This is a genomic window from Arsenophonus endosymbiont of Apis mellifera, assembly GCF_903968575.1.
Classification (GTDB): domain Bacteria; phylum Pseudomonadota; class Gammaproteobacteria; order Enterobacterales; family Enterobacteriaceae; genus Arsenophonus; species Arsenophonus apicola.
In genome coordinates this window covers 1-21004 of record NZ_CAJCFU010000023.1, presented here as the reverse complement: position 1 = coordinate 21004, position 21004 = coordinate 1, and the positions used below count along the sequence as shown (strand labels likewise).

The following is a 21004-nucleotide window of genomic DNA, read 5'->3' as shown; positions in this document are numbered from 1 at the left end:
CTTCGGGCTTTTCAAGCCCGACCAAATTCCCCTCCCACCTTATGTCGGTGGGAGTACCCTTTGGAGGTTAAGATGGTGGACGGCGTTATCAAACGTGCCCGTCAATCCGGTCAGGTAGCCAATATCATTGCAAAGGTTGTCTATTCACAAGATGAATTTGAATATGTGATTGATGAGAACGGCGAGCATTTAACCCACCGTCCAGCGTTCGTTGATAGCGATGAGGTGGTGAAAGTCTATGCCTTCGCAAAACTCAATAGTGGTGAATTGGTTGTTGAAGTGATGAGTCGTTCAGATGTGGAAAAGATACGGGATACGGTACAAAGCGCAAAATACGACTCAAGTCCGTGGGTGAAGTGGTTTGATAGAATGGCACTCAAGACAGTGATTCATCGCCTCGCTAGACGGCTTCCTTGCGCCTCTGAGCTATTTTCGATGTTTGAGGTACACGAAGATACAAATTCAACGGAAAAATCGCTTAGAATGGCTCCTGCTGCGTTTAAACGGCTATCGCTGAGGGATGTTCTGCGCGAACGAAACGAAAAACAGCGTCAAAAAGCAGAAACGGTGATAGATGTACAACTAGCAACCCATCCAGAACTGGAAGCCGCATTAATTGCCCTCGATGATGCCACCGACGAAAAAAGCCTTGCTGAAATCATTGAGCATTGTAAAGTATTGTCCGCCGAGTTGTCTGAGGACGAAAAAATACAACTCCGTGAGAAGATTAAGACTAGCAAAAAGCGGTTAATTCCAGCCAAGAAAGATACCGATGTTTGGATGGCAAGACTGGCAAACGGCACAGGCGACGCTTGGCGATTTCCAGACGGTGAAATAGTCCACGGTTTTTTTGAGGCCGAGAGAAAAGCGAAAGAGACGGGCGCGGTGCTGGAAGAACGGAAGAAATCCCGATTTAGTCCGAGTCATTGAGAAATGCCCCCTTGATGGGGCTCTTTGCTTAAGGGTGAATAATGATTAATGAAAATGAGTTTGAAGCTGCTAAATTAGTAACTAAAGTTATTAATTTAGTTGACGATGAATTAAAGTATTCAGATGATGTATTTAATATTGCATATGGGGTAGACAAAAACTTTCTATTTGGTACTGGAGTCTCAATCGCCTCGATACTAATGCATAACAATAATATGGATTTTCATTTTCATGTTTTCACTGATTTTTTTGATAGAGAACAAGAAAGTTTATTCTCACAGTTAGCCAAACAATATAACACCAAAATAACTATATATCTTCTAAAATGTGAAGAATTGAATAATTTACCCACAAATCATTGCTGGTCATATGCTATTTATTTTAGATTGATAATTGTAGATTATCTGAAAAATAAAATAAAAAATGTTTTATATTTAGACTCTGATGCCTTTTGTAAAGGTAGTATGGTCGATTTAAAAAAATTGAATTTTGAGGATGATATAATTCTATACGCTGTTCATGATAGCGAAGCTAAAGATAAATCTAAACTAAAAATAGATACTAATAAGTATTTTAATTCAGGATTTTTATATATTAATTTAATGAAATATAACAAATGTAAAATCACAAAAAAAGTTTTCAAAGAATTAAATGAAAAAAATAGTCTAAATTACCCAGATCAAGATGCGTTAAATATTTGTTTAAATAAAAATGTAAAATTAATAGATGTAAAGTATAATACTTTTTTTCCGATTGATGCGTTAATAAGAACAAAATCAAAAAATAAGTTTTTTATTTATCACCAATCGGTAATAGTTCACTATGTTGGTTTATCTAAGCCTTGGCATGATTGGACTACTGATTACATAGAAACAGAAATTTTTAGATTGGCTAAATCAAAATCACCATGGAGTAGTTATCAGTTATTAAAGCCAAAATCTTATAAAGAAATTTCAAGAAAAAGTAGACATCTTAAATATCAAAAGAAATATCTAAAAAGTTATGTTTTTTACATTAAGTATATTTTAGCTAAAATTTCGAGAAAAAAATGAAAAGCCTATTATCAACATGCAATTCCTCATTGAGGGATAATTGGACTAATTTAATAATATTTCTCTATATTAATACTTATTTTTTTGATGATATAACAAGATATAAACACGCAATATCAATATTACTTTTTATATCTGCTTTATATCTAATTTGTAAAACCAAAAATAATGTATTAAAGCTATTTAATAACTATCTTTTCTTTTCATTATTAGTATTCATATTATCAATATTTTATACATTATTGATTAGTTATAATATTAATGTAACTCTCAATTTTATTTATAAAAATGTTTTTGAAAAGATGTTGTTGGTGATTTTTGCTATACCAATTTTGCTCCAAAATAAAACAAAGCAAAATATTGAGAGATTATTTTTTATTTCTTTCAGTTTCTTGTTTTTTACTTTGACACTCAAAGAACTAATGCAATATTATCAGGAATATATCGAAAACATAAAAATTTTATCGACTTTCAATCACCGAAAAATTAGTGATTGCTTGATGTTTTTAATACCTATTTTTCTTTTTTCAATTGATCTAAAAGATAGAAAATATATTTACTTTTCAATTCTATCAATACCAATCTTGTTTTTTTTAGCAATTGCAACGTTGCAACGTGGTTTTTGGTTAGCTGTTATTTTTGTAATTTTACTTTGGTACGTTTTATACAGAAAACCCATTGTAATAATTTCTATTATTACATTATTTTCTTGCTGTGTTTTTTTGTCAAAATACACCTTAAAATCAGATCTTTTAATTTCGAAATTAACCCAGACAAGTTCAAGTGCTAGATATGGTAATGGCACACAAGGCGCCGCTTGGGATTTAATTAAAATGAACCCTATAAAGGGTTATGGGTATGGAGGTAGAATATATGATGAAATTTATAATAAGGAATCAATCCACCATCCTGAATGGATCTTTAAAAAATCAATTGGTCCACACAATGTTTTTTTATCTATTTGGTTTTCATCAGGTATAATTGGTTTAATTTCATTATTGTACTTCATATTTGAAATTTTAAAAACGTTAATAACAAATTTAAAAAAAGAAAGTGACAATTATATATTCAAAGTTTTACTAGCAATATTCATTGGTAATATATTAATAATGGGACTTTTCGAAGATATAAACATTATGAATATTGCTATAATTTTAGGTTTTTCTTTTAGCCTTATAAATAAAAATAGTTAATAAAATTATTTAGGTATAACAGGCCAAACTATATTATCTACTGTTGATGTATTTATGCGATTAACAAATACCCGATATTTTTTCCAGGCTATCAGTCGTTTTTTCTCCTCTTCAGTCGCAATGTCTAAATCAACAGCATCCTGAAGAGGACCAATAGCAAAAGTTGCATCAAACAGTTTTTGTTGTTTAATGTCTTCTAATCTCTGTCTTTTTGCCAGATTTTCTGCTTCAATATCTTTGACCCATTTTTCGCCATTCCAGATATCATATTCACTTTTAGGGGCTAAGGGGGTCAAGTCCTTCGGCACTTTCCCCAGTTTTTCAAGGGTGACAGATTGACGGTTTTTCGTATCAAACAAAACCAAGCCTCGATGATCTTCCTGATATTCCCATTCCTGATTTTTTTCATTAAAAACAACAGCGAAACCTTCTTTTTTGTCAATCGGTTTTTTTTCGGTATGAAAAGGCAATATGTCATGCGTCTCATCCGTGTAAGCATCGCAAGAACCAATCAACTCATAGGTATCACTCGTGTAATTATAAGCTTTAAAAATTCTGAACATGTTGATTCCTTAACTGATTCTGTACCAGCCCATTAGCGTAACAAAAGCATTGGTGATATTAATTTCGCAACCGCTTCCCAGCTTTCCGGTTGTACCTGAAACAGTATGTGAATGTGGACCAAGAGTAACTGTATGGTAGTGGTTACCGGCTTGGGTGGTTGTTTTAGTACCAACTTCCCATTGATTCCTATAACCACTTTGTCCGGCAGCTTTCCAGTTATCCGGTACTATTCCCTGAAAATTATGTGAATGATTACCTGTTGTATTGGTATTTTTAGTACCATAATCATAGTTACTGGTTGTTGCTGAAAAAGTGTGCCCATGAGCAGGTAATTGCGCTTCGGTTAGCTTAATAGCGTCAGACCCACCTGTGGTTAATACATTAGAGCCATCTGCTTTCGCTAACCGAATGGTTTTATTTTCACCAATGTATTGCCACTTCGTATTAGGGAACAAGGTATTGGGATTTTTGTTTTGTGCAAACCACAGCACAATCCCTACAGGATAAATACCATCAATTGAGGTAGCTTTGTTTAATGCGTCAGTGATTGCATTTTGGCTCATGACCTCGCTTGTCGAATTGCCCGTTGTTTGTTTTACAGCGGAACTGTTGAGCTTGGTATTGAGTCCTTGGTTTAATTCCGTTTTGGTGGCGTAATCCCCTTTTGCCTGTTTGGTATTTAATGCATCTGTCACCGATTTCTGGCTCATCACTTTATCGGTGGCATTGCCCAATTGCTGCACGATATTTGCACCCAAAATGGCGTCTTTCAGTGATTGCCATTGGGTGGTGTCGGTGACTGGATTTCCGGCGTTGTTCTCTGTTTTTGACAGGTAGATATTACCATCAGACAGACACACTGCCCCTTTGTTATAAATCTGCTTTTCGGCATATTCAGCAATGCCGTTCTGGTAGAGGTGGGTCACAAGCGAGCTAATCGTAAATCCCACGGCATTAAAATCTTGCATGGTGGGTAATTCTGACACGGGCACAATTCCCCATCCACGCGCAAAATCGGCATTGAGATTTTTCTCCAGATTGTCGGTGATTTCTTTTGAACCAAACGCGGTTCTCTCTTCCGTTTTGCTGCCACCTGCAAACGGTTGAATATCAATATTGGGTCTATCGATTTTCAAAGTTCTCTCCTGTTATTTAACAACGTTTTCTTGGCAAAATAGCCAATTCTTGATTCTGGGTGGGTATCAAAACGGCTGTACCATGAAATGGCATTTTGATGCCCCTTAAAGCCAAAGGTGCCTTTGGGTTCTTGCGTGACATAGTTAATCTGCACACCCTGAGGACGAGGCAGTAAATCAAGTCTTAAGATAAACTCCAGCCACTCCCTATCGGCTCTTGGCGTAATGACGATGGTGAGGCTCATATTCTGGCGGTCAATCAAATAGCCTTCGCCCTCCATCACAAAATTAACAGCCTGTTGCAGTGACGACAGGCTCACATCACCTGTTTGGGTGGCAGTGGCAAGGGCGGTATTTTTGATGATTTTAAGTTTAATCAGGCTGCGATATTGCTTATCGGGCAATTTCAGTGGCAAAAAATCCTGTGCAAATTTGGAGCGAAAGCCGCCTTGTTTTTTTCCGCTCTTTTGACCAAATGGCAACGCTTTGGCGTGATTTTCAAAGCCAAAAAAGCCTTTTCGCTCACCGCTTGGCTGGAAGCGACTAATTCCTACCCAACTGCCAATGATGTCCAGCTGGTCACCTTGCGCTTTTTCGAGATTAACCGCTTCCCGAAAGGCATCAACGGTATCAAAGCAATCCGCATACAGATTAAAAAGGGCGGAAATCTCCGCCCTTGCCTTGGGTTTGGTGTAATACTGTTTAATCAGCAGTTTTTGATATTCTTCTTCGAGACTCACGTGACTACCTCATTAACCGTGATGTTGTCACTGACGATGTTGAACTTCTCGTCCACATCAGCCTTTAAAATGGCACTCGTCCACGTGTTGCCGTCTTTTGCTATTTGCAGGTCAGAAACATAGTAAGCGCGTGCAATCCGGTTCAAAATGCAGTAAAGGGCAGTCACTTTGATATTTTCGCCAATGCGATAAAGGGATTTCACCAGTTCGTTTTTGATCTCCTGTATCGGCACAGGCTCATTGGCTTTTTCACGCGTGGCGGTGAGCTTAATTGAAATGTCGGTGATTTTAGGGCGGTCAAATCGGTATTCATGCACCACCTCAAAAAAAGTGCCGTCGGATCTCACTATCTTGTCAATGTATTTTCCCGTGATAGTACCTTTAAGTCCGGTTCCCCCTGTTTTGTTTCTAGCGATGCAATCCACAATTGCCTGATTTTCACCCCCTTCAACAATCACCCAAATAGCGTGCGGTGGAATATTTAGCGCGTCAGTTTCACCCGTGCTGTTTTCGTACACCACCGCATCGGTCACACCTTTGACCAGATTCAACCGGGCAGCAATTCCACCTATTGTGCTTTGGCTGGCATTCTCAAAGGTTTTTAACCGTCTGCGTCGCAAATCGCTGTCGCTTTCGTTTTCCTTGCGTAACAGCCCGTTGATTCTGGCCAGATAATCAAGGTGGAGTCCTTCGGCCTGTTCGGGCTTTAAGTTCTGATAGAGCTTTTTGACCAATACCAAGCATTCATGGGCAATCCGGCTATAAATCGCGATTCGCTGTCCGTCAGGCGTATCTTGTGAAAGATTAATATCACTGCCGTAAATCGCTTTAAATTCAGCAATCAAGGTTTCTATCAGTTCAGGCAATGTTGCAATGGTGATGCCGTTTTCATTTAACTTGATATTCACTGGCTGACCTTCTGATTAAGGTTACGTGTCCGGTTAAAGACATCGGTGTAATCCATCTCAATGTGTGCGGTGAAGTCGGCAACCTTAATATTGAGCTTATCGACGCGAACAACGCCCTCCGTGCCTAATGCCACCTTGTAGATTTCACGGCGCAAGGTTTCACCCGTACCACGACAGCCGAGCAGTTGCAGCCAGTCCAAACCAAATTCAACATCTAGCCACCAATCGGATTTAAAACACTGCAAACGGGATTTGATATTCTGGTGAATGGCCTCGCTGTCAATCAGGTAATCATCAAGCGAATGACCAAATCGCCAATCGTTGTGTTCGGTTAACTTTGCTGTTTTCACGAAAATCACCTTCGGGTTATTTGGGTTTTCCGGTGCTGCCATTGCCTGTTTCTACGCCTCCGTGCGTATGGTTGCCAACATCGATATTACCCACTGTTAACGATTGTTGAGCGGTGATTTGTGGCGCGGTAATAGTGCCTTTCACCTCAAGATTGCCGTCAATGGTGACATTGAGCTTCACGTGGATATTGTCGGTAAAAAGATGGTCACCTGCGGTTGTCGCCACCTTCGGTATCGCAAATGCCCCGTTACGATTGCAAAGTCCAAAAATGGCGACACAATCGCTATAGTCATGCAAGCGATTTTCTGCTCCTCGCACGTTGTCGTTGCCTATCCACCAATTATCAATGCAATTATCAAAGGTGAGCAAAATGCAGTAATCGCCCACAGCGACCGGATAAGCGGTGTAGCTTCCGCCCCCTTGTGACCAAGAGACAGGCACATCGGGAAAAACCGGAAATGCAATAGCGTGAATTTCATCGTTAATCACCACGTTCTTGAGCGTGACAGGCTGGCAATCCACCGTGGTATCGTTCACCTTGACCACTTTGGCAATCAAGGCACAGCCCATCTCAGATTTGATATGATTGGCAATGGTTTTCATCAGTTCGATATTCACACCTTACTCTCCTTAACCACCACGTAGTTTTTTTCCTGCTGGCATTGGCACGTCATCGCCCACTCACCTGTGTCACTTTCCCCTGCGTAGTCAATCGCGCAAATGCGATAAAACCCGTTAAGATGTGGTGAAATTTTGCTATCTATCGCCACCTGATAGCCAATGGATACATTCGGATTCAGGACGCTTTTAAAGGTCAGCACATTTTTATCGTCAAGCGTGGGCGTTTCCATCAATCCAGTACTCACACTGATTAATTCCGCTTTCCCGTTTTGCACCTCGTTTCGTCTCAGAATATGCAGCTGTCCGTTGTCGATGTAGAGCTGCTCTTTCTCATCTTTGAGCTTGCGTAATTCATCAAACGCAAAACCCGTCATGATTTTTGGGCGACTTAACGGTGATTGCGTTGTGACTTTGCCTTTTTTGACGCCTGTCATGGTACTCAAAGCAGCATTGACCGCATCAGACTTTGAGTTCACGGCTTTACTGATGGTTGCTGTGCGAAAAGCAAAACCGCCATCGGCAATTTCCAGCGTTGTGACAATCTCAGTGCCTTGCTTTGATAAGGTGACTTTAGTGACAGAGCCGGAAAACAGCAGTTTCAAGCCCGTGGTCAGATAACCTACTGAAAGTTGAGCGGCAATATGCTGCTTGCGGTATTGGAAATCCGCCAGCGAATGACGACGCGACGGCGACAAGTTAAACAACGAAATTTGCCCGATATTGGGGCGGTCACGGGTCAAATCCTTCGAAAAGGAAAAGGCGATTTTAAACGGCGGGACTATCTTTATTGCCTTTTTCCCTTCACCTATTAACAACTCGAAATCACGAAAAAACGGCGTTTGACGGTTCAATAGACGGCCTCCTTCTCTTCTTCACCAACCAGCAGATAGAGATTGACCCTGCCACTGGCAAAATCATCCAGCAAGGACGGCTCAATATCCGGATTGTCACGGGCGATAGCCACTATCGTAAACGGCAATCGGCTATCGTGTAGCAGCGGTACGTTAAGCGAAACCGCCACCCCGTTAATTTCGATATTCCTATAGGTAATATCCATATTCCACGCTGAAATACTCGGATGAAACGTTAATGTCAGCTCAATATCGTCAATATCGGTTAACAGCGTGTGCGTCTGGATAGGGTCACTGGAGAGGTTTTCAATTTTATACATGTTAATTCCAACCAAGAAAACGTTGAAAAAAGCCTTTGACGCCTTCTTTGACATCGTAAGCGACGGAGGATGGTGTTTGGCTCCCGTTGTTTTTCGCCCCACTCATTTGCGCTGCCCCTGTTTTGCTCATCCCTGTAGCGGATTTGTTGGCAACAGGGGTGATATTCACTTGTTCAAAGGTGACAAAACGCACTTGCTTCAGGGTTAAGGTGAACAGCAAAAAGCTGTCCTCATTGCTTTGTGAGGTAGCGAAACTTTCCAGTGCCATGTTATCGAGCACCTGATAGCCCATATCGACGCTAATAAGCTCTCGATTCTCAAAAATGCCCGTGAACGTATCGACAAACTGTTGAGCAATGCCGTTACCCGATTTGCTGCCTGTGACCGTGTGATAAATTCCCTGCGCCGTGTTTTCGACTTGCGTTTTCAAATCCAGGATCTGCTGCGCTTTGCTGTTCATGTCATTGATTTTTTGTCTGACCGCCTGTGTCCGATTTCCCACATAGCTATCAATAAAACCAATTTGCCGATTGAAAGACTCAAAGATATTATTTTCACTCCCTAAACGTAAAAACGCATCGGAAATCACGCCGCCTATCGAAATTTGCACAGGATTTGAGTTAATGTGATCGGCAATCACAACGCCCGTTTCCAGTGGAATATCGGTGACGGTAGCACTGCGTTGCGTGGTTTTATCCGTCCAGACATAGGCAGTAAATCCCGCGATGCCGATTTTTTGCGTGGGCGTATTGGAGATGTGATTGGAAATCACTTGAGAGAGAAAACTCAAAATGCGCCTCCTCGTACCAGCTGGTCTTGGCTCAGTATCGGGATATGGTTGTTAACCTCCCTGCCAATCTGTTGACCGATTGCCCTGTTGCTACCTGCCACATTCACATTGATGTTGTTGGTCTGTGAGGCCGAATTGCTGATCACTTTTTGGCTGCTTGTTGAAATGTGATTAATCGTTTGACTGGCTTGTTGCAGCCTATCATTGGCGAATTCCACGTTTTTGGTGGCGTTGTCGAGTTCTTTATCGGAATCGCTAAAAATACTTTTGATGGCATTCCACGTACCCGTGAAGATCTTCTTCACGCCGTCCGCCACTTTTTTAAATTTGTCGCTGATGATGTTACCGATATCCCCAAAATTGCCGGAAAAAAGCGCTTTAACGATTTCAAGCGGTGTCGTAAAAATCGTTTCGAGAATCTCAGCGACAGTTTGTAAGCTGGCGGTCATCTCCTCAGTAGTCTCAGCAGTACCGCTCGTGAAAATCCCTTTAATCCAATTCCACGCAGCGACGAACGGCGCTTTGATATCTTCCCACATCTGAATAAAAAACTGCGTGACCGCGTCACAGGCATCGTTAAAGGTTTTTTTAAACCACGTGGTGACTTCGGTAAATTTCTCAATAAACCAGTTATCCAGTGGGGTGAATATCGCAATCAAATCATCAAAAAACTGCACAAATGCCTGTTTTAGCATGGCAATCACCGTGTCCCAATCATCACTGAAAAACGCTGTCAGGAAATTGGATAAATCGGTGAAGTCTTTGATGATTTGATCCCACATGGCAGAAAAATAACCGATGACCGTATCAATCATTTTTCGCACATCATCGGGAAATATTCCCCAACCTTCCAAGAATTCGCCAATCACGCTTTTTCCGCCGTTCAACCAGACGTACAGGTCTTCAAGGGCGGCGATAATAGCGATAATAGCGACGGTAACGCCAAAGAAAACAGGATTAGCAAGGATCGCTGCGCCAATCGCCTTTATCCCTGCCGTGATAAGCGGAAACACTTTCACCAGTGCCAATCCTGCCGGAACCAGCAACCAAAAGCCGTCAGTGGTTTTGTTGAGAAAAGTGATTAATTTGGCAAATGCCCCCACGACGCTAGCGATAAAACCAATCACGGGTTGCAAACCCTTCAACACAAAATTGAAAATCGGCGCAAGCGTGGCAAAGACTTTTTCTGCAATCTGTTGCAGTTGCAGTAAGACACTGGCGAACGTGCGCCGGAAAATTTCAGACTGCTCTAAATCGTCTTGGGTTAATGCACGCCCTTCCGCGACTTTTTTCTCAAGCGCTGTCCATTCTTCGCGAGTTTTGCCGATGGCATCAACCATTTCATAGGAAAGCCCAACCTGCTCGGCAAGCGCCGTTCTGGCGCCTTTGTCCTGTATGTTGTTTAACGCGCTGCCCGTTTCACGCAACAGGACGCTGGTATCCCTGATTTTGCCGTTACTATCTTTAAAGGCGATACCGAGTTTCTTAAAAACTTGACTTGCGGTATCACCGTCACTATTAATCGCACGTTGAAATTCTTTTACCCCGTCCGACAATTCGTCAAAACTTACACCGACCGTTTGCGCGCCTTCTCTTAACACCTGAAAACTTTTTGCGTCAATGCCTGTTTGTCGAACCGCTTTGTTAAAGCTATTAATCTGCTCACCTGCGCTCATAATCGCCGTGAGAGTAAACGCCCCTGTGATAATCCCTTTGAACTCACTGAGTTTTTCACCCAACTTGCCGAGTTTGCTTTCGGTTTTTTTCGCCTCTTTGCCAAGTTCATCGACGGAGTCAGAGGCTTTTTGAACGTCTTTTGCGGTGCTGGCACTCTCGATGCCAAGTTGGTCAACTTTTGCGGTCACCGTGGTGAATTTCCCCGTCACACCGCCTAATTGCCGGGATAATTCGTTAAGCGCAGTAATCAACGTATCAATCACGCCCGCATTGGCATTCACACCAATATCCAGACTTAGCTTTTCTTCACTCATTCGTCACCTCTTTTGCTTCGCTTCGTCGTGCTGTTTCCACTCAATCGCCCCCGTGATAAAGGCGTGCTCGGCTGTTTTCAGATAGAAGAACATGTCATCATCGCGCAACGCCAGAAGCTCACCCACGGAGCCGTAACCCGCCTTCACCAGTGAAAAAAGCAGTTTGTCGTGCTCACTCAGTGAGGATTTTCTGACGTACTGTCGCCAGCTATTGGGATAACGCGGGGTAAAGGTCAGCTCGCCGTTAATGCCGATAAAAAAGGGGCGGCGTAGAGGTGTAACACCGTTAACGTTAAGGGAATGAAAAGCTCAGGTTTTTCGTCAAAAAAGTGCGGCAATTTGCTAATACTCATGCCGTCGTGGGTGATTTGGTTGAAAAGCTGTCTCAGATTGCCGTCACTATGACTTGAGAGCGTCGCGGCAATGCGTTTTGATTGCCCCAAGTCCTCGATAATTTCCAGCGCTTTTAACCGTAAATGGTGATTGAAATTACCAATCTGAAATTCGTTACCTTGCACCTTAAAGGTTTTGTTTTTGGTAATATCGACAATATCATCCTGCGATAGCCCGGTCAGGCTACCTAATCCTTGTTCTGTCATAATTTTTTCCTGTTAAATTGAGCGGGTGAAATCCCGAAATTGCAGTTTGTAGGTCATCTCTGCGTTGTGATCAGTATTAGCAAAAGTGAATTGTGGCTGGTCTGTGATACTGCCGCCTGTAAACGTGAAAGTTTCGGTTTTGGCTTTGCCGTCGAGCTTGTACAACGTGCTCACCGAAGCATTGAGCAACGTCACTTCACCACTGCCTTGTAGCGTGGATAACCAGACATCATCGGCACTGCCCCTTAAAATATGAAATTCAAGCTCGGAAACTTTGGCATCGGTTCGTTTTGCCACGCTGACCGAACCTCCAGAGCCGTTAAAACGGCTAGTATCGGGATTGGGGAAAGTAATTTGCACCGTAGTACCTGCAATAAAATCACTCAGGACTCGACCGCCAAGAATGACGGTTGTTGCATCCACATCATAGGAAATTTGCGCCATGTTTTACCCCTAGTAATTGAAATTAATGATAATATCCGCCCGATGAAATGCTCCGGCATTTTTCACCGCCTGTTGAATAGTGGGCGATTTGCGGTTTATGCGGTCCACCTGTGATTGCTCTGCGAGTAGATTGGCATAGGTGAAATAGCCTTTGCTCTCAATGGCACGCTTAAATTGCTCTTCATCGCCGAAGGTATCCGGTGATGTCCATTTTCCGGCAGCAAATACGCTGGCTCTCACAAATCTCGCTGCCACCTGATTGATGCAATCAACCAATAATTCCACCCCTTTTTCCGTTTGCGGTATTTTGGTGGCGGTAGATTTCATTAAATTAAAGGTATCAACCTGTACCTGATTGACATACGCTTTCAGGTTATAGACATTATCGACGAACTCGTTGGCATTTGAGCACATCACCACCGGACGGTCTTTGATCAGAGTGTAAATATCGATACCCACGGATGACGCACTGTCTACCTCGGTTTGGCTGTAGCTTTCTGGCTCACAGGCAAGCTCCTTTAAGTGAATCGTCATGGCACTATTTTCAGCACTGAAATCGACAACATGCACCCTTGCCATATAGGAAACCGCCAAGGCTTTTTGATTGCGCCTTGAAAAAAGCAGCCGAAAATATTCTTGTCCTTTCTTGCTCACTTGCCATGCCAAGCCTTTTGTCGTGAGATTGTCAGGATGTGAAACCACCTGATAGCCCAATATCTTGTTGGCTTGACTGTAGCTTGCCAGCTTTAAAATCTGGTCATTGGTCAGCTCATCAACAAAACAATACCCACAACCCGAAGATGCTGCCACCACATCGGCAATTGCCTCATCGGGTGATTGGGCGGGCAAAGTTTTAGACGGTGTCGCTTTAGTCAAGGTAGCGCTATCACCCAGTCCTAGCAGATTCCCAATGAACGTACCTGTTCCCCCCTCGCTGGCGTTAGCTAATCCTTTTCCTGATACCACCAAACGCTTGTCAAGGTATGCAAAGGTGGACTTTCCGTTGGTAGGCAGATTGTTGTTGTCGGGCTGATTTTCAGCAGACGGGTAGCCGTCTGGCAATGCCTGATTGAGGATATTAATCACATCAGAGAACGTGACCGCATCACCAAAGTTCAGGTTTTCAAGCGTCAATTCACCGAGTGTTATACTGCCATCTTCAATTTGACGCAGCGTTTTAAGTAACGCGTTGCTGTCAATCTCTGAGCCTGTCAGTGTGTCAAATTCCACTGGGGGCAGCGTTAAATCAGTTTTGCGCCAATGTCCGATAATCAGACTGCCACCGGAGCCTATCGGATTAGGGGACGTGCCAAAAAAGGCAGTCGCCATCTGGTAGGTTTTCGAGGTAATGCCAAAATCGGCTTTCACGCCTGCGATATTTTTGTAGGTGGCATGAATCGTTTTACCGTCAAAAATCGCGCCCGTTTCAGATGTCATCATGATGACGTGGTTGATGTTGTCGTAATTTGCGCCTCGTTGCTCTTTGAGTAGCTGCACATTGACAACATTTTCAATATCGATGCCAAGATTATTGTTCATGTTGTAAACCTTTTTCGTTGGAAAGTTGGAAAGTAAGATGATTGATTGAGGGTGTTGAAACGTTGATATAATCCGCGACAGAGGCGTTAATCGAAAACATCACGCGCTCTCGATACTGGCTACCTGTCGCAAAGTGCAAATCACGCACACCCATTGGCGCAGATAAGCTAATCGTGTGCTTCCACTGTTGCTCAAAGCCTTTTTGCGTTCTAAGTAACCGCAAGAGAATTTGCGCCCGTTGCAAGGCTTGCTTGCCCCAAACATTCACGTCAAAAAGGATTTTCTCGTGCTGGCTGTATTCCATCACTTCAACGTTTCGGCGGTATGTTTCGCTAAAGCCTTTGACTTCACTGTTGCCAGATTGCTCAATACTGATAACAGGCGCATCAAAATCTTGATTCGCCAGATTTTCACGTCCGATAAATATTGTATTTTCAGCAACCTCTAGCGTGTCTCGAATCACCATTGCCAGCCGTTGGATCGGTGGCTGGTAGTTTTTGTGGTGTAAATTGGTATTTTGTATTGACATATAGCCCCTTTGGCGCTGTAATGTAATTACAGGTAGCGGAAACCCGCAGCTAACATCCCTGACAGGAGGAAATATGAGTGAAAAAGTAAAAGCCTTGCACGATGTCGAAATCGAAAAAATAAGAGCAGAAATTAGTAAACTAATGGCTGAAACGTCAAAAATAAACAAAGAAACTATTTGGTATCCAATCGCAGTTTCTGCCAGCTTAGTTGCTGCTGTGGCGGGTATTACCGCAATTATTATTAAATTTATTTAGAAGGATGCCCTTAACAGGGCATTTCATTATGCGAATCATCAAAAAATACACGCCACCAACCACAGAAGATTTAAAAAAACTCAAAAACAAGATGAGCTTTACGGGAAATCAAATGGCTGAATTGTGTGGGCTATCCGGTGCTAATCAGTGGCGTAAATACACGGGTGGCGAAAAACCAAGAACAATGAATCAACATATTTTATTTTTTGTTGCTGCTCAACTCGCTTTGAATGAAGATGAACTTAATAAAATATTGACTAAGATGCAGAGTTTAGGGGCGAGTCTTTCAAGAGACGACAAGTGATCTCACTATCCTTCACTTCCTCAAAGACATAGCGTACATAGCCATAGTCGCTATAGTCTTTGCGGTTAATCGATTTGAATGTTTTTCCTTTGTACTCCAAGTAAACACCGAGCAGATCCGCATATTGTGGCTGCACATGCACCGTGTAATACGTTAGTGACCAGTCCAGACTATCCTTGTTAATCGCTTCATCCGGCAAACTGCTGATTACGCCTTCAATCGATTTTCGTGTCACCGCAAAATCCGGCTTAAAATCTTTCGTAGTAATCACTTCCGTGATGAAGGTTAACGGTTGCGAAAATCGGCGGATGGTTCTTGCCATATTGGGTAGTCTCATTTTTTCACCACCTGATAGGTTATCGATTTTTTGAGTGCGCCTGTATCTTGCAATAGTCTTGCTTCGATGACGCCTTTCCTTTTCAACTGCGCTTTGGTGCTTTCAGAATGCAAAGGCCACGCCCCAAAACCTTGTGTATCAAACGCCTCAATTGACCAACCAACCGCCAGTTCGCCGATATAAGCCAGAAATTCCTTTGCGCTAATTTCACCTGAAATAAATAAGCGGTATTTTTCTTTTACCGCTTTTTCAATGATGGCTTTTTGATGATCACGAATCGGTACGCGCAAAAATGAGCGAGGCGGGATTTCCTCCGTGCCAAATTCGTGGATTGTAGCGACTTCAACCACACTGATATCTGAATCTTTGTACGGTCTGGTATTTTCCAATACGCCCACTTTCACTTTCAGTTTGTTAAGTTCCGCAAACTGTTTTTTGGCTTTTTTAAGCAATTTTGATTTCAGCATTACCAGTTCATCCCAATTGCCAACGCGTAATTGTTAATACGACTTTCCAACGCCAAATATTGCTCACCAAATGCGGAGGTTTTAAACCAGTCATTCTCGGTTCCTGAAAAATTGGCGCTGACACTGACATCGCCCACACTTTGACTACCAAACAGGGCATTCGGATCGGCTGAATGAGAATCCTTGGTTGGACTATTTTCATGAAATCCAGCCAAAAAAAGCAGATGAGCGGTCAGGTACATCAAGCCTTGTTCATACATCGCTCCCCACACTTTTTTGTCCATACGATTTTCAGCATCGGTTAAATAGAGCAGCAATTTATTTTCATCGGCGGTAAAGGTTTGTTCGCCAAAACGGTAGCGAAATTTCTTTATCATTTCTTGCATGGCGCCCCCAAAAAAAGAGGATAAAATCCGCTACATTATACTTCAAACGAAGGGGTTTGTTTTGTGCCGTCCGTTAACTCAACCGTCAACGTCACAACATTACCTTCTTTTGAAGCGGTAATTTTTTTGATACCAACCCCCGTATCGCCTTTCGTGCCTTTTTCGCCCTTATCTCCCTTTTCACCTTGATCGCCTTTTTCGCCCTTAAGTGTTCCGGCGTCCAGTGCTTCGTGAAGGGCAGATACCCCCGCTTCAATATTGTTCAGATTCTCCGCATTCAATGGGGTTTTGGTTGACGGTGAATTTTCCCAATTTGTTTTTGTGTAGCTCATCATTGACTCCAGGATTCAAATAAAAATGAGGGGCTTGCCCTCATGATGGTGATTGCGGAAAGTAATTATCAGACGGCAAGGTTGTTCCGCTTGGGAAGCCACCGTCTATGACTTTGGGGCGGTTTTGTAATCGGCATAAACGGCAGATAGCGGTTGTTTCCACATTGCCCCACCAAAAGCAGAACGATAACCACACTCGTAGGTCAACAAATCACGTTGGCGAACGGCTAACAACTCCGGCATATGCACTTTCATTTCGACATACTCTTCGTCGTAGGTGTAAATTGCCAAGCGGGTTTTGCCTTTGGTTATTTCTCTGGCATATCCTGCCGGAACTTTCACAAAGGTAATCGTAAAGCTGTCATTACCCGATGCCTTCCTCAACGCAGCCATGATCCTGTCCATCGCAGAAACAGGCAGTAAATCAGTCCCAACAATGGGGCTTTGGCTATCAAACTTCTGCATTGCCAGCATGAAATCAGCGGCATCCATTGCTATGTGCGTTGGTTGAACCCGATAATCTGAGTTTGCCCACGCCTTGTTGTAAGTATCCAGCACCAGCTTGATAAACTCATTGGCGGTCATGTCTTTCAGTGATTTGCCGGATTCATCATTCATCACCTGAACTTTGCTGCCTGTCAACAATCCTTCCTGTCCTTTCACATGTTGATGTCCGAGGTAACCTGCATATTGCAGTGTTGACAGGGCATTGGCGTACAAATCATCCTGTTTTTTACTTTGCAGATTAATATTGATTTTGTTGATTTTTTCAAGCTCCTGTTGTGTCCATACAACGGCTTTTGCCCACTGGCAAACAGGCGCTTTGTACATCTCAATGGTGCTATCAATCGTCACCAGCGAGTTGGTTTTGTTGCCAATAATGCCGTCTTTGACAGAGCCCAACACCTCGGTAATACCGTATTCTACGTATTCATCGGCAAAATCCAGTCCTTCGTTGATTGGGATTGCCTCCCCGATATTGATTTCAGGTAACTGTTTTTCCTGTAGCTGCGTGTCACGTTCGGTTAATGCTTCTTGCAACACCGTTTCAAAATAGGCTTCTTCAATTGCCATCGGTTATTCTCCTACCTTTTGAATAAAGCCAAGCGTGATTGCTACGCATTGACTGCCTGAGCTGACATTTTCCACCCAATACCCTAAATCGATATTGCCTGTTGCGGTTTTCGATACCTTGCCAACATCATCACCTGTGGCGACCACATAAACTTTATCGCCTCGTTTGAAGATTTGGTCTTTTGCGGTGGCCACACCCACGCAATCCCCGTGGGAAAAATGCCCGACATTGACTTGCTTATTGTGGGGTGCTTTGTCGCCGTAAATATCCCGTACAACAATGCCGTGAATGACATCAGTTGCCGCCGAAATCGGCTTAATACCGCCGTCAGGGTTCACCGCCACAAATACCCCGTAGGGAAGGTCAGTCGTGGTGTTGTTTTCTTCGCCCCACACTTTGTCATTGGAGCTAGAGGCGCGATAGATTGTGCCCGCGCGCAAGGTTCCTTTATCGGAATCCCAGTTTGTGAATCCAGATGCCATTAGCGACCTCCTAGGCGTTGTGATGCGGATTTGGTGGGTTTTCTATCGCCAAGATTTAATCGTGGCTTATTCTGTTCACGCTGACGATTGATGAGATAGTCATACTTGCCGTTAATCGCAGAATCGCCGAGCTTCCGCGCTTCTAGCTGCGTCACCAGCCCTTTCGCGATAATCACGTTTTCTTTGATTTGCCGTGCGGTTCTGGCATGTCCAATTGCCACGTCACCAAACGTTGACTTGGCTTCGGCTTCCGTTTCCGCTAGCTCTTTTTCTGCTTTCAGTCGGGCGTTTTCTTCCTCCAGTGCTTTGAGTTTTTCGGTCAGTTCTTCAAGCTGCTTTTTAAGTGTCTCAATCAGCGATTTCTCATCGGTAACCTCTGTATTTTCAGGCACGGAGGTGATTTCACTGTCATCATCGCCTTGCTTAACCTCACTGGTAGGTGACGCTGTCACATTTAGACTTTGCGCTTTCCCGATTAATCCCGTTAATATCTCGCCAATTTCTTTTGTTGCTTCATCGGCGGATTCGGTGAGCAACTGAATGTAATCACTCATCTGAATCAATAGAGTATCGAGGGTATCGGGTGTTTCGCCCTCATCCCCCAACGTGTGCTGCCCTTTTACGGCAGCGAGTTTTGCTTTCATAGACACAGCGCTATCTCCTAGTTTGACATCATGCCCAGAGCGTCCCACGTCAACAATTGCCACGTGGTCACCTCTGATATGGGTTTTCTTGAAATCTACTCCTGTGGTGCCAGTCGGTTCGATAAACGACTTGTAACCACAACTGAGCTCTTTGATCTGATAATTTTTGATGGCAGCTATCGCCTCAGCGTCATAAAGGAAAACATCGGCTGAAAGATAATCGCCATCCTGCTTCACATTCTGTACGTGACCAATAGCGGTATCCTTCCAGTTATTGCTGGTCACCTCGTTATTGGGGGCGTGAAAAAAGGTAAGCGGTTTTCCCTCAAACGAGGCGATGGTCTCCACATCAAAAAGGTCTTCGGGTAACACTTCAACCTTGTAGCGTTGGGTGGGGATCAAATTAGGTACATGACTGGAGAGTTCTTTGCCTTCAAATTCCTGTATCCCCACTTTGGCAATTTTGCTCGGGATGCGATAACCCGTTTCCAATTGCTGTGCGCCCTTAATATCAATAGGCAATCGGTTGTCATTGCCGTTCATCGTTCAATCCTTCTATGCTTTGTAAAATTACTTTGCTGACACAGCGACAATTAAAATCTTGCGAAGGGTGAAGCTCCACGCCCCCAATCCGTTTTCGTTTTTCCCACTGCTTGGTTTTATCGTTGAAATACACGCTTGGGTCATCAAATCGGCAAATGCGATTATTCATCGCTGCATGAGAGGGACGGGTTCCGCCGTTTTTTCTTTTATCCATCACCGCTGACCAGCGATACAACTTAATCCCTAGCTTTTGCATTCGAAGATTGGTTAAATCACCCATCGCTTTCCGGTTTTGGTCAATCGCAATTCGCATTCCTCGGTTTTGCTGAATATTCAACGCTGCCGTTATCTCCTTTCCTGCCTCGCGCAACGTTTTGCCACCCCCTATCATCGATTGCACAATTTTTTGCACATGGCTTAATGATTCGGTATGCAATCCCTTAATCAACTGGACGTTTTCGCCAATCATGCCGTTAAAGAAATCCTGCGTTTGTTTGCTGTCCAACACCGCTGCGGGGTTAATTGCAATCACAGACTCAAATTCACGGCTTAACCGTTTTTTGTTATCCGCATTAGTAATGTTGGCAAAATTACGCGCGACCCGTGTTGCAAATGCGCTGATGTCAATCGTTAAAAAACGGTCAACAATGCGGTTAAAGGTTTGGAAGCGTTTTTGGATAGAATTGGGGCTGGCATCGCCAAAGTTTCTTTGCTGATTTTCCCTGCTAATTTCTTGCTTAACCACGAGCTTAAAAAGTGAAATAAGATGTTTAACCGAGGAAGCATAATAAACTTCTGCGCGCTTACTCGGATTAATCGGCTTACACTCCCTCCCCGTTAATTTGCTTTTGGGTGGTAAATTCACGGTCATCCTCCTCACTAAGTAGGTTTGCCATCATCGTCACTTCCGGTACGTTTTTCACGTCAACCAGTTCACGACGGTTTAACTCATTGAGCGCGTCTTGTGGCTCAATCACGCCGTGTTCCAGCAATAGCATTAATGCCGTGGTTACGGTATTCAGATTGGTGGCAGACTCGGCTTTGTTTTCCGTTTTGATCTGGACAAATTCAAAGGCGACTTCCGTTTCGCTAATGCCATGCTTGGCACAAATGAATTTGTCAAAGAAGTTAATAATCGGGCGCAAACGGGATTCTTGGATTTCAAAAATGGTGTCGTAGTAAGATTGCAAATCTTCCTGTCCGGTGGAAAATCCGGCTGCCCCATCGCCAAACAAAATCGTTTTCGGTCTGTCCATCGCAATCGCCAATCGGTCTTGCGCTTTTGTCCAGATGTCTGAAACATTTGCCAGCGACAACTCTTTTTGCTCATACTGGCTGTCTGCATCCAGCATCAACACGTTGTGTCTTTTCTTGGCTTGCAATACCAATTGCAGCCAGTCGATAATTTCTTTGCCTCTTCCGTTGGTGATCCCCGTGTTCAAATCTTTCAGCAAGAAAATATCGGACTTCATCTCACGCAACATGCCGAGCACTTCATCATTTACGTACAGGTAACCAAGCAAATCAGCGATAAACGCCAAAATATCGCTTTTACCATCATTGGCTTTTTCATTCGCTCTAACGGTGCTATTGGTAATTTGATTAACGACTGTCAAACAA

General features: G+C 43.2%; 29 protein-coding genes. 5 read left to right on the top strand and 24 right to left on the bottom strand.

All coding sequences use genetic code 11. The features are described from left to right. The first annotated feature begins 72 nt into the window (after positions 1-72). The 3 genes from H1X92_RS00965 to rfaL are packed head-to-tail and all read left to right on the top strand — an operon-like array spanning position 73 to position 3175. On the top strand, positions 73-930 hold the full coding sequence (locus tag H1X92_RS00965; protein WP_180558458.1) for a recombinase RecT: 858 nt from the start codon (positions 73-75) through the stop codon (positions 928-930). Positions 931-971: 41 nt separating this feature from the next. Beyond that, complete coding sequence (locus H1X92_RS00960; RefSeq protein WP_180558457.1) at positions 972-1982, top strand: glycosyltransferase; 1011 nt, start codon at positions 972-974, stop codon at positions 1980-1982. After that, the gene (gene rfaL, locus H1X92_RS00955) at positions 1979-3175 is read left to right on the top strand and encodes an O-antigen ligase RfaL (RefSeq protein WP_180558456.1); all 1197 of its coding nucleotides are present in this window, start codon (positions 1979-1981) and stop codon (positions 3173-3175) included. Before H1X92_RS00960 ends, rfaL begins: the two co-directional genes overlap by 4 nt. Before the next feature lie 5 nt (positions 3176-3180). Here the strand turns inward: rfaL and H1X92_RS00950 are convergent, their stop codons facing one another. The 15 genes from H1X92_RS00950 to H1X92_RS00885 all read right to left on the bottom strand — a co-directional run bounded on the left by H1X92_RS00950 (position 3181) and on the right by H1X92_RS00885 (position 14558). Beyond that, positions 3181-3738 (bottom strand): tail fiber assembly protein, encoded by a 558-nt coding sequence (locus H1X92_RS00950; protein WP_180558455.1) that lies wholly within the window; start codon positions 3736-3738, stop codon positions 3181-3183. A 9-nt stretch (positions 3739-3747) separates the two neighbouring features. Further along, positions 3748-4731, bottom strand: coding sequence for a phage baseplate protein (locus tag H1X92_RS15675; protein WP_233458105.1), 984 nt, complete (start codon positions 4729-4731; stop codon positions 3748-3750). A 140-nt stretch (positions 4732-4871) separates the two neighbouring features. Beyond that, on the bottom strand, positions 4872-5615 hold the full coding sequence (locus H1X92_RS00940; protein WP_180558454.1) for a DUF2612 domain-containing protein: 744 nt from the start codon (positions 5613-5615) through the stop codon (positions 4872-4874). Then, positions 5612-6523, bottom strand: coding sequence for a hypothetical protein (locus H1X92_RS00935; protein ID WP_180558453.1), 912 nt, complete (start codon positions 6521-6523; stop codon positions 5612-5614). Before H1X92_RS00935 ends, H1X92_RS00940 begins: the two co-directional genes overlap by 4 nt. After that, positions 6520-6915 (bottom strand): hypothetical protein, encoded by a 396-nt coding sequence (locus tag H1X92_RS00930; RefSeq protein ID WP_180558452.1) that lies wholly within the window; start codon positions 6913-6915, stop codon positions 6520-6522. The genes H1X92_RS00935 and H1X92_RS00930 overlap by 4 nt, the downstream gene beginning before the upstream one ends. Beyond that, the gene (locus H1X92_RS00925; protein ID WP_180558451.1) at positions 6890-7492 is read right to left on the bottom strand and encodes a Gp138 family membrane-puncturing spike protein; all 603 of its coding nucleotides are present in this window, start codon (positions 7490-7492) and stop codon (positions 6890-6892) included. The genes H1X92_RS00930 and H1X92_RS00925 overlap by 26 nt, the downstream gene beginning before the upstream one ends. Beyond that, positions 7489-8346 carry a baseplate hub protein gene (locus tag H1X92_RS00920; protein ID WP_180558450.1) on the bottom strand — a complete coding sequence of 286 codons (858 nt, stop codon included), beginning with the start codon at positions 8344-8346 and terminating at the stop codon, positions 7489-7491. The genes H1X92_RS00925 and H1X92_RS00920 overlap by 4 nt, the downstream gene beginning before the upstream one ends. Continuing rightward, the gene (locus H1X92_RS00915) at positions 8343-8666 is read right to left on the bottom strand and encodes a hypothetical protein (RefSeq protein WP_180558449.1); all 324 of its coding nucleotides are present in this window, start codon (positions 8664-8666) and stop codon (positions 8343-8345) included. Before H1X92_RS00915 ends, H1X92_RS00920 begins: the two co-directional genes overlap by 4 nt. A 1-nt stretch (position 8667) precedes the next feature. Beyond that, entirely contained in the window at positions 8668-9456 is a 789-nt protein-coding gene (locus H1X92_RS00910; protein WP_180558448.1) for a phage baseplate protein, read from the bottom strand. After that, on the bottom strand, positions 9453-11447 hold the full coding sequence (locus tag H1X92_RS00905; RefSeq protein WP_180558447.1) for a hypothetical protein: 1995 nt from the start codon (positions 11445-11447) through the stop codon (positions 9453-9455). The genes H1X92_RS00910 and H1X92_RS00905 overlap by 4 nt, the downstream gene beginning before the upstream one ends. 3 nt (positions 11448-11450) lie before the next feature. Next, positions 11451-11573: a hypothetical protein gene (locus H1X92_RS16015; RefSeq protein WP_255498970.1), complete on the bottom strand. Its 123-nt coding sequence runs from the start codon at positions 11571-11573 to the stop codon at positions 11451-11453. Between the two features lie 107 nt (positions 11574-11680). Then, positions 11681-12046 carry a hypothetical protein gene (locus H1X92_RS00900; RefSeq protein WP_180558446.1) on the bottom strand — a complete coding sequence of 122 codons (366 nt, stop codon included), beginning with the start codon at positions 12044-12046 and terminating at the stop codon, positions 11681-11683. A gap of 12 nt (positions 12047-12058) precedes the next feature. Beyond that, positions 12059-12490 carry a hypothetical protein gene (locus H1X92_RS00895; protein ID WP_180558445.1) on the bottom strand — a complete coding sequence of 144 codons (432 nt, stop codon included), beginning with the start codon at positions 12488-12490 and terminating at the stop codon, positions 12059-12061. 9 nt (positions 12491-12499) lie between these two features. Beyond that, on the bottom strand, positions 12500-14029 hold the full coding sequence (locus H1X92_RS00890; RefSeq protein ID WP_180558444.1) for a DUF3383 family protein: 1530 nt from the start codon (positions 14027-14029) through the stop codon (positions 12500-12502). Then, positions 14019-14558: a phage neck terminator protein gene (locus tag H1X92_RS00885; RefSeq protein WP_180558443.1), complete on the bottom strand. Its 540-nt coding sequence runs from the start codon at positions 14556-14558 to the stop codon at positions 14019-14021. The genes H1X92_RS00890 and H1X92_RS00885 overlap by 11 nt, the downstream gene beginning before the upstream one ends. A gap of 73 nt (positions 14559-14631) precedes the next feature. On the opposite strand from H1X92_RS00885, the gene H1X92_RS00880 reads away from it, so the two are divergent. Together H1X92_RS00880 and H1X92_RS00875 are read left to right on the top strand one after the other, a co-directional pair. Beyond that, positions 14632-14814, top strand: a complete 183-nt coding sequence (locus H1X92_RS00880; protein ID WP_135678451.1) for a hypothetical protein — start codon at positions 14632-14634, stop codon at positions 14812-14814. A 28-nt stretch (positions 14815-14842) separates the two neighbouring features. Continuing rightward, the gene (locus H1X92_RS00875; RefSeq protein ID WP_135678450.1) at positions 14843-15118 is read left to right on the top strand and encodes an XRE family transcriptional regulator; all 276 of its coding nucleotides are present in this window, start codon (positions 14843-14845) and stop codon (positions 15116-15118) included. Here the strand turns inward: H1X92_RS00875 and H1X92_RS00870 are convergent. From H1X92_RS00870 to H1X92_RS00830, 9 genes are all read right to left on the bottom strand, one after another. After that, entirely contained in the window at positions 15072-15440 is a 369-nt protein-coding gene (locus H1X92_RS00870) for a hypothetical protein (protein ID WP_180558442.1), read from the bottom strand. The two genes, H1X92_RS00875 and H1X92_RS00870, sit on opposite strands and share 47 nt — an antisense overlap. Positions 15441-15451: 11 nt before the next feature. Next, on the bottom strand, positions 15452-15922 hold the full coding sequence (locus H1X92_RS00865; protein ID WP_180558441.1) for a hypothetical protein: 471 nt from the start codon (positions 15920-15922) through the stop codon (positions 15452-15454). Continuing rightward, the gene (locus tag H1X92_RS00860) at positions 15922-16308 is read right to left on the bottom strand and encodes a DUF4054 domain-containing protein (RefSeq protein ID WP_180558440.1); all 387 of its coding nucleotides are present in this window, start codon (positions 16306-16308) and stop codon (positions 15922-15924) included. Before H1X92_RS00860 ends, H1X92_RS00865 begins: the two co-directional genes overlap by 1 nt. A gap of 35 nt (positions 16309-16343) precedes the next feature. Beyond that, positions 16344-16643, bottom strand: coding sequence for a hypothetical protein (locus tag H1X92_RS00855; RefSeq protein ID WP_180558434.1), 300 nt, complete (start codon positions 16641-16643; stop codon positions 16344-16346). Between the two features lie 102 nt (positions 16644-16745). Further along, complete coding sequence (locus H1X92_RS00850; protein ID WP_180558439.1) at positions 16746-17714, bottom strand: major capsid family protein; 969 nt, start codon at positions 17712-17714, stop codon at positions 16746-16748. A 3-nt stretch (positions 17715-17717) separates the two neighbouring features. Then, a complete protein-coding gene (locus tag H1X92_RS00845; RefSeq protein ID WP_180558438.1) occupies positions 17718-18197 on the bottom strand; it encodes a structural cement protein Gp24 in 480 nt (159 codons plus the stop codon). Beyond that, positions 18197-19384: a DUF2213 domain-containing protein gene (locus H1X92_RS00840; protein WP_180558437.1), complete on the bottom strand. Its 1188-nt coding sequence runs from the start codon at positions 19382-19384 to the stop codon at positions 18197-18199. Before H1X92_RS00840 ends, H1X92_RS00845 begins: the two co-directional genes overlap by 1 nt. Continuing rightward, positions 19371-20249, bottom strand: a complete 879-nt coding sequence (locus H1X92_RS00835) for a phage head morphogenesis protein (RefSeq protein ID WP_180558436.1) — start codon at positions 20247-20249, stop codon at positions 19371-19373. Before H1X92_RS00835 ends, H1X92_RS00840 begins: the two co-directional genes overlap by 14 nt. Then, a partial coding sequence (locus H1X92_RS00830; RefSeq protein ID WP_180558435.1) for an anti-CBASS protein Acb1 family protein occupies positions 20206-21004 on the bottom strand: 799 nt, incomplete at its 5' end. The genes H1X92_RS00835 and H1X92_RS00830, both read right to left, overlap by 44 nt.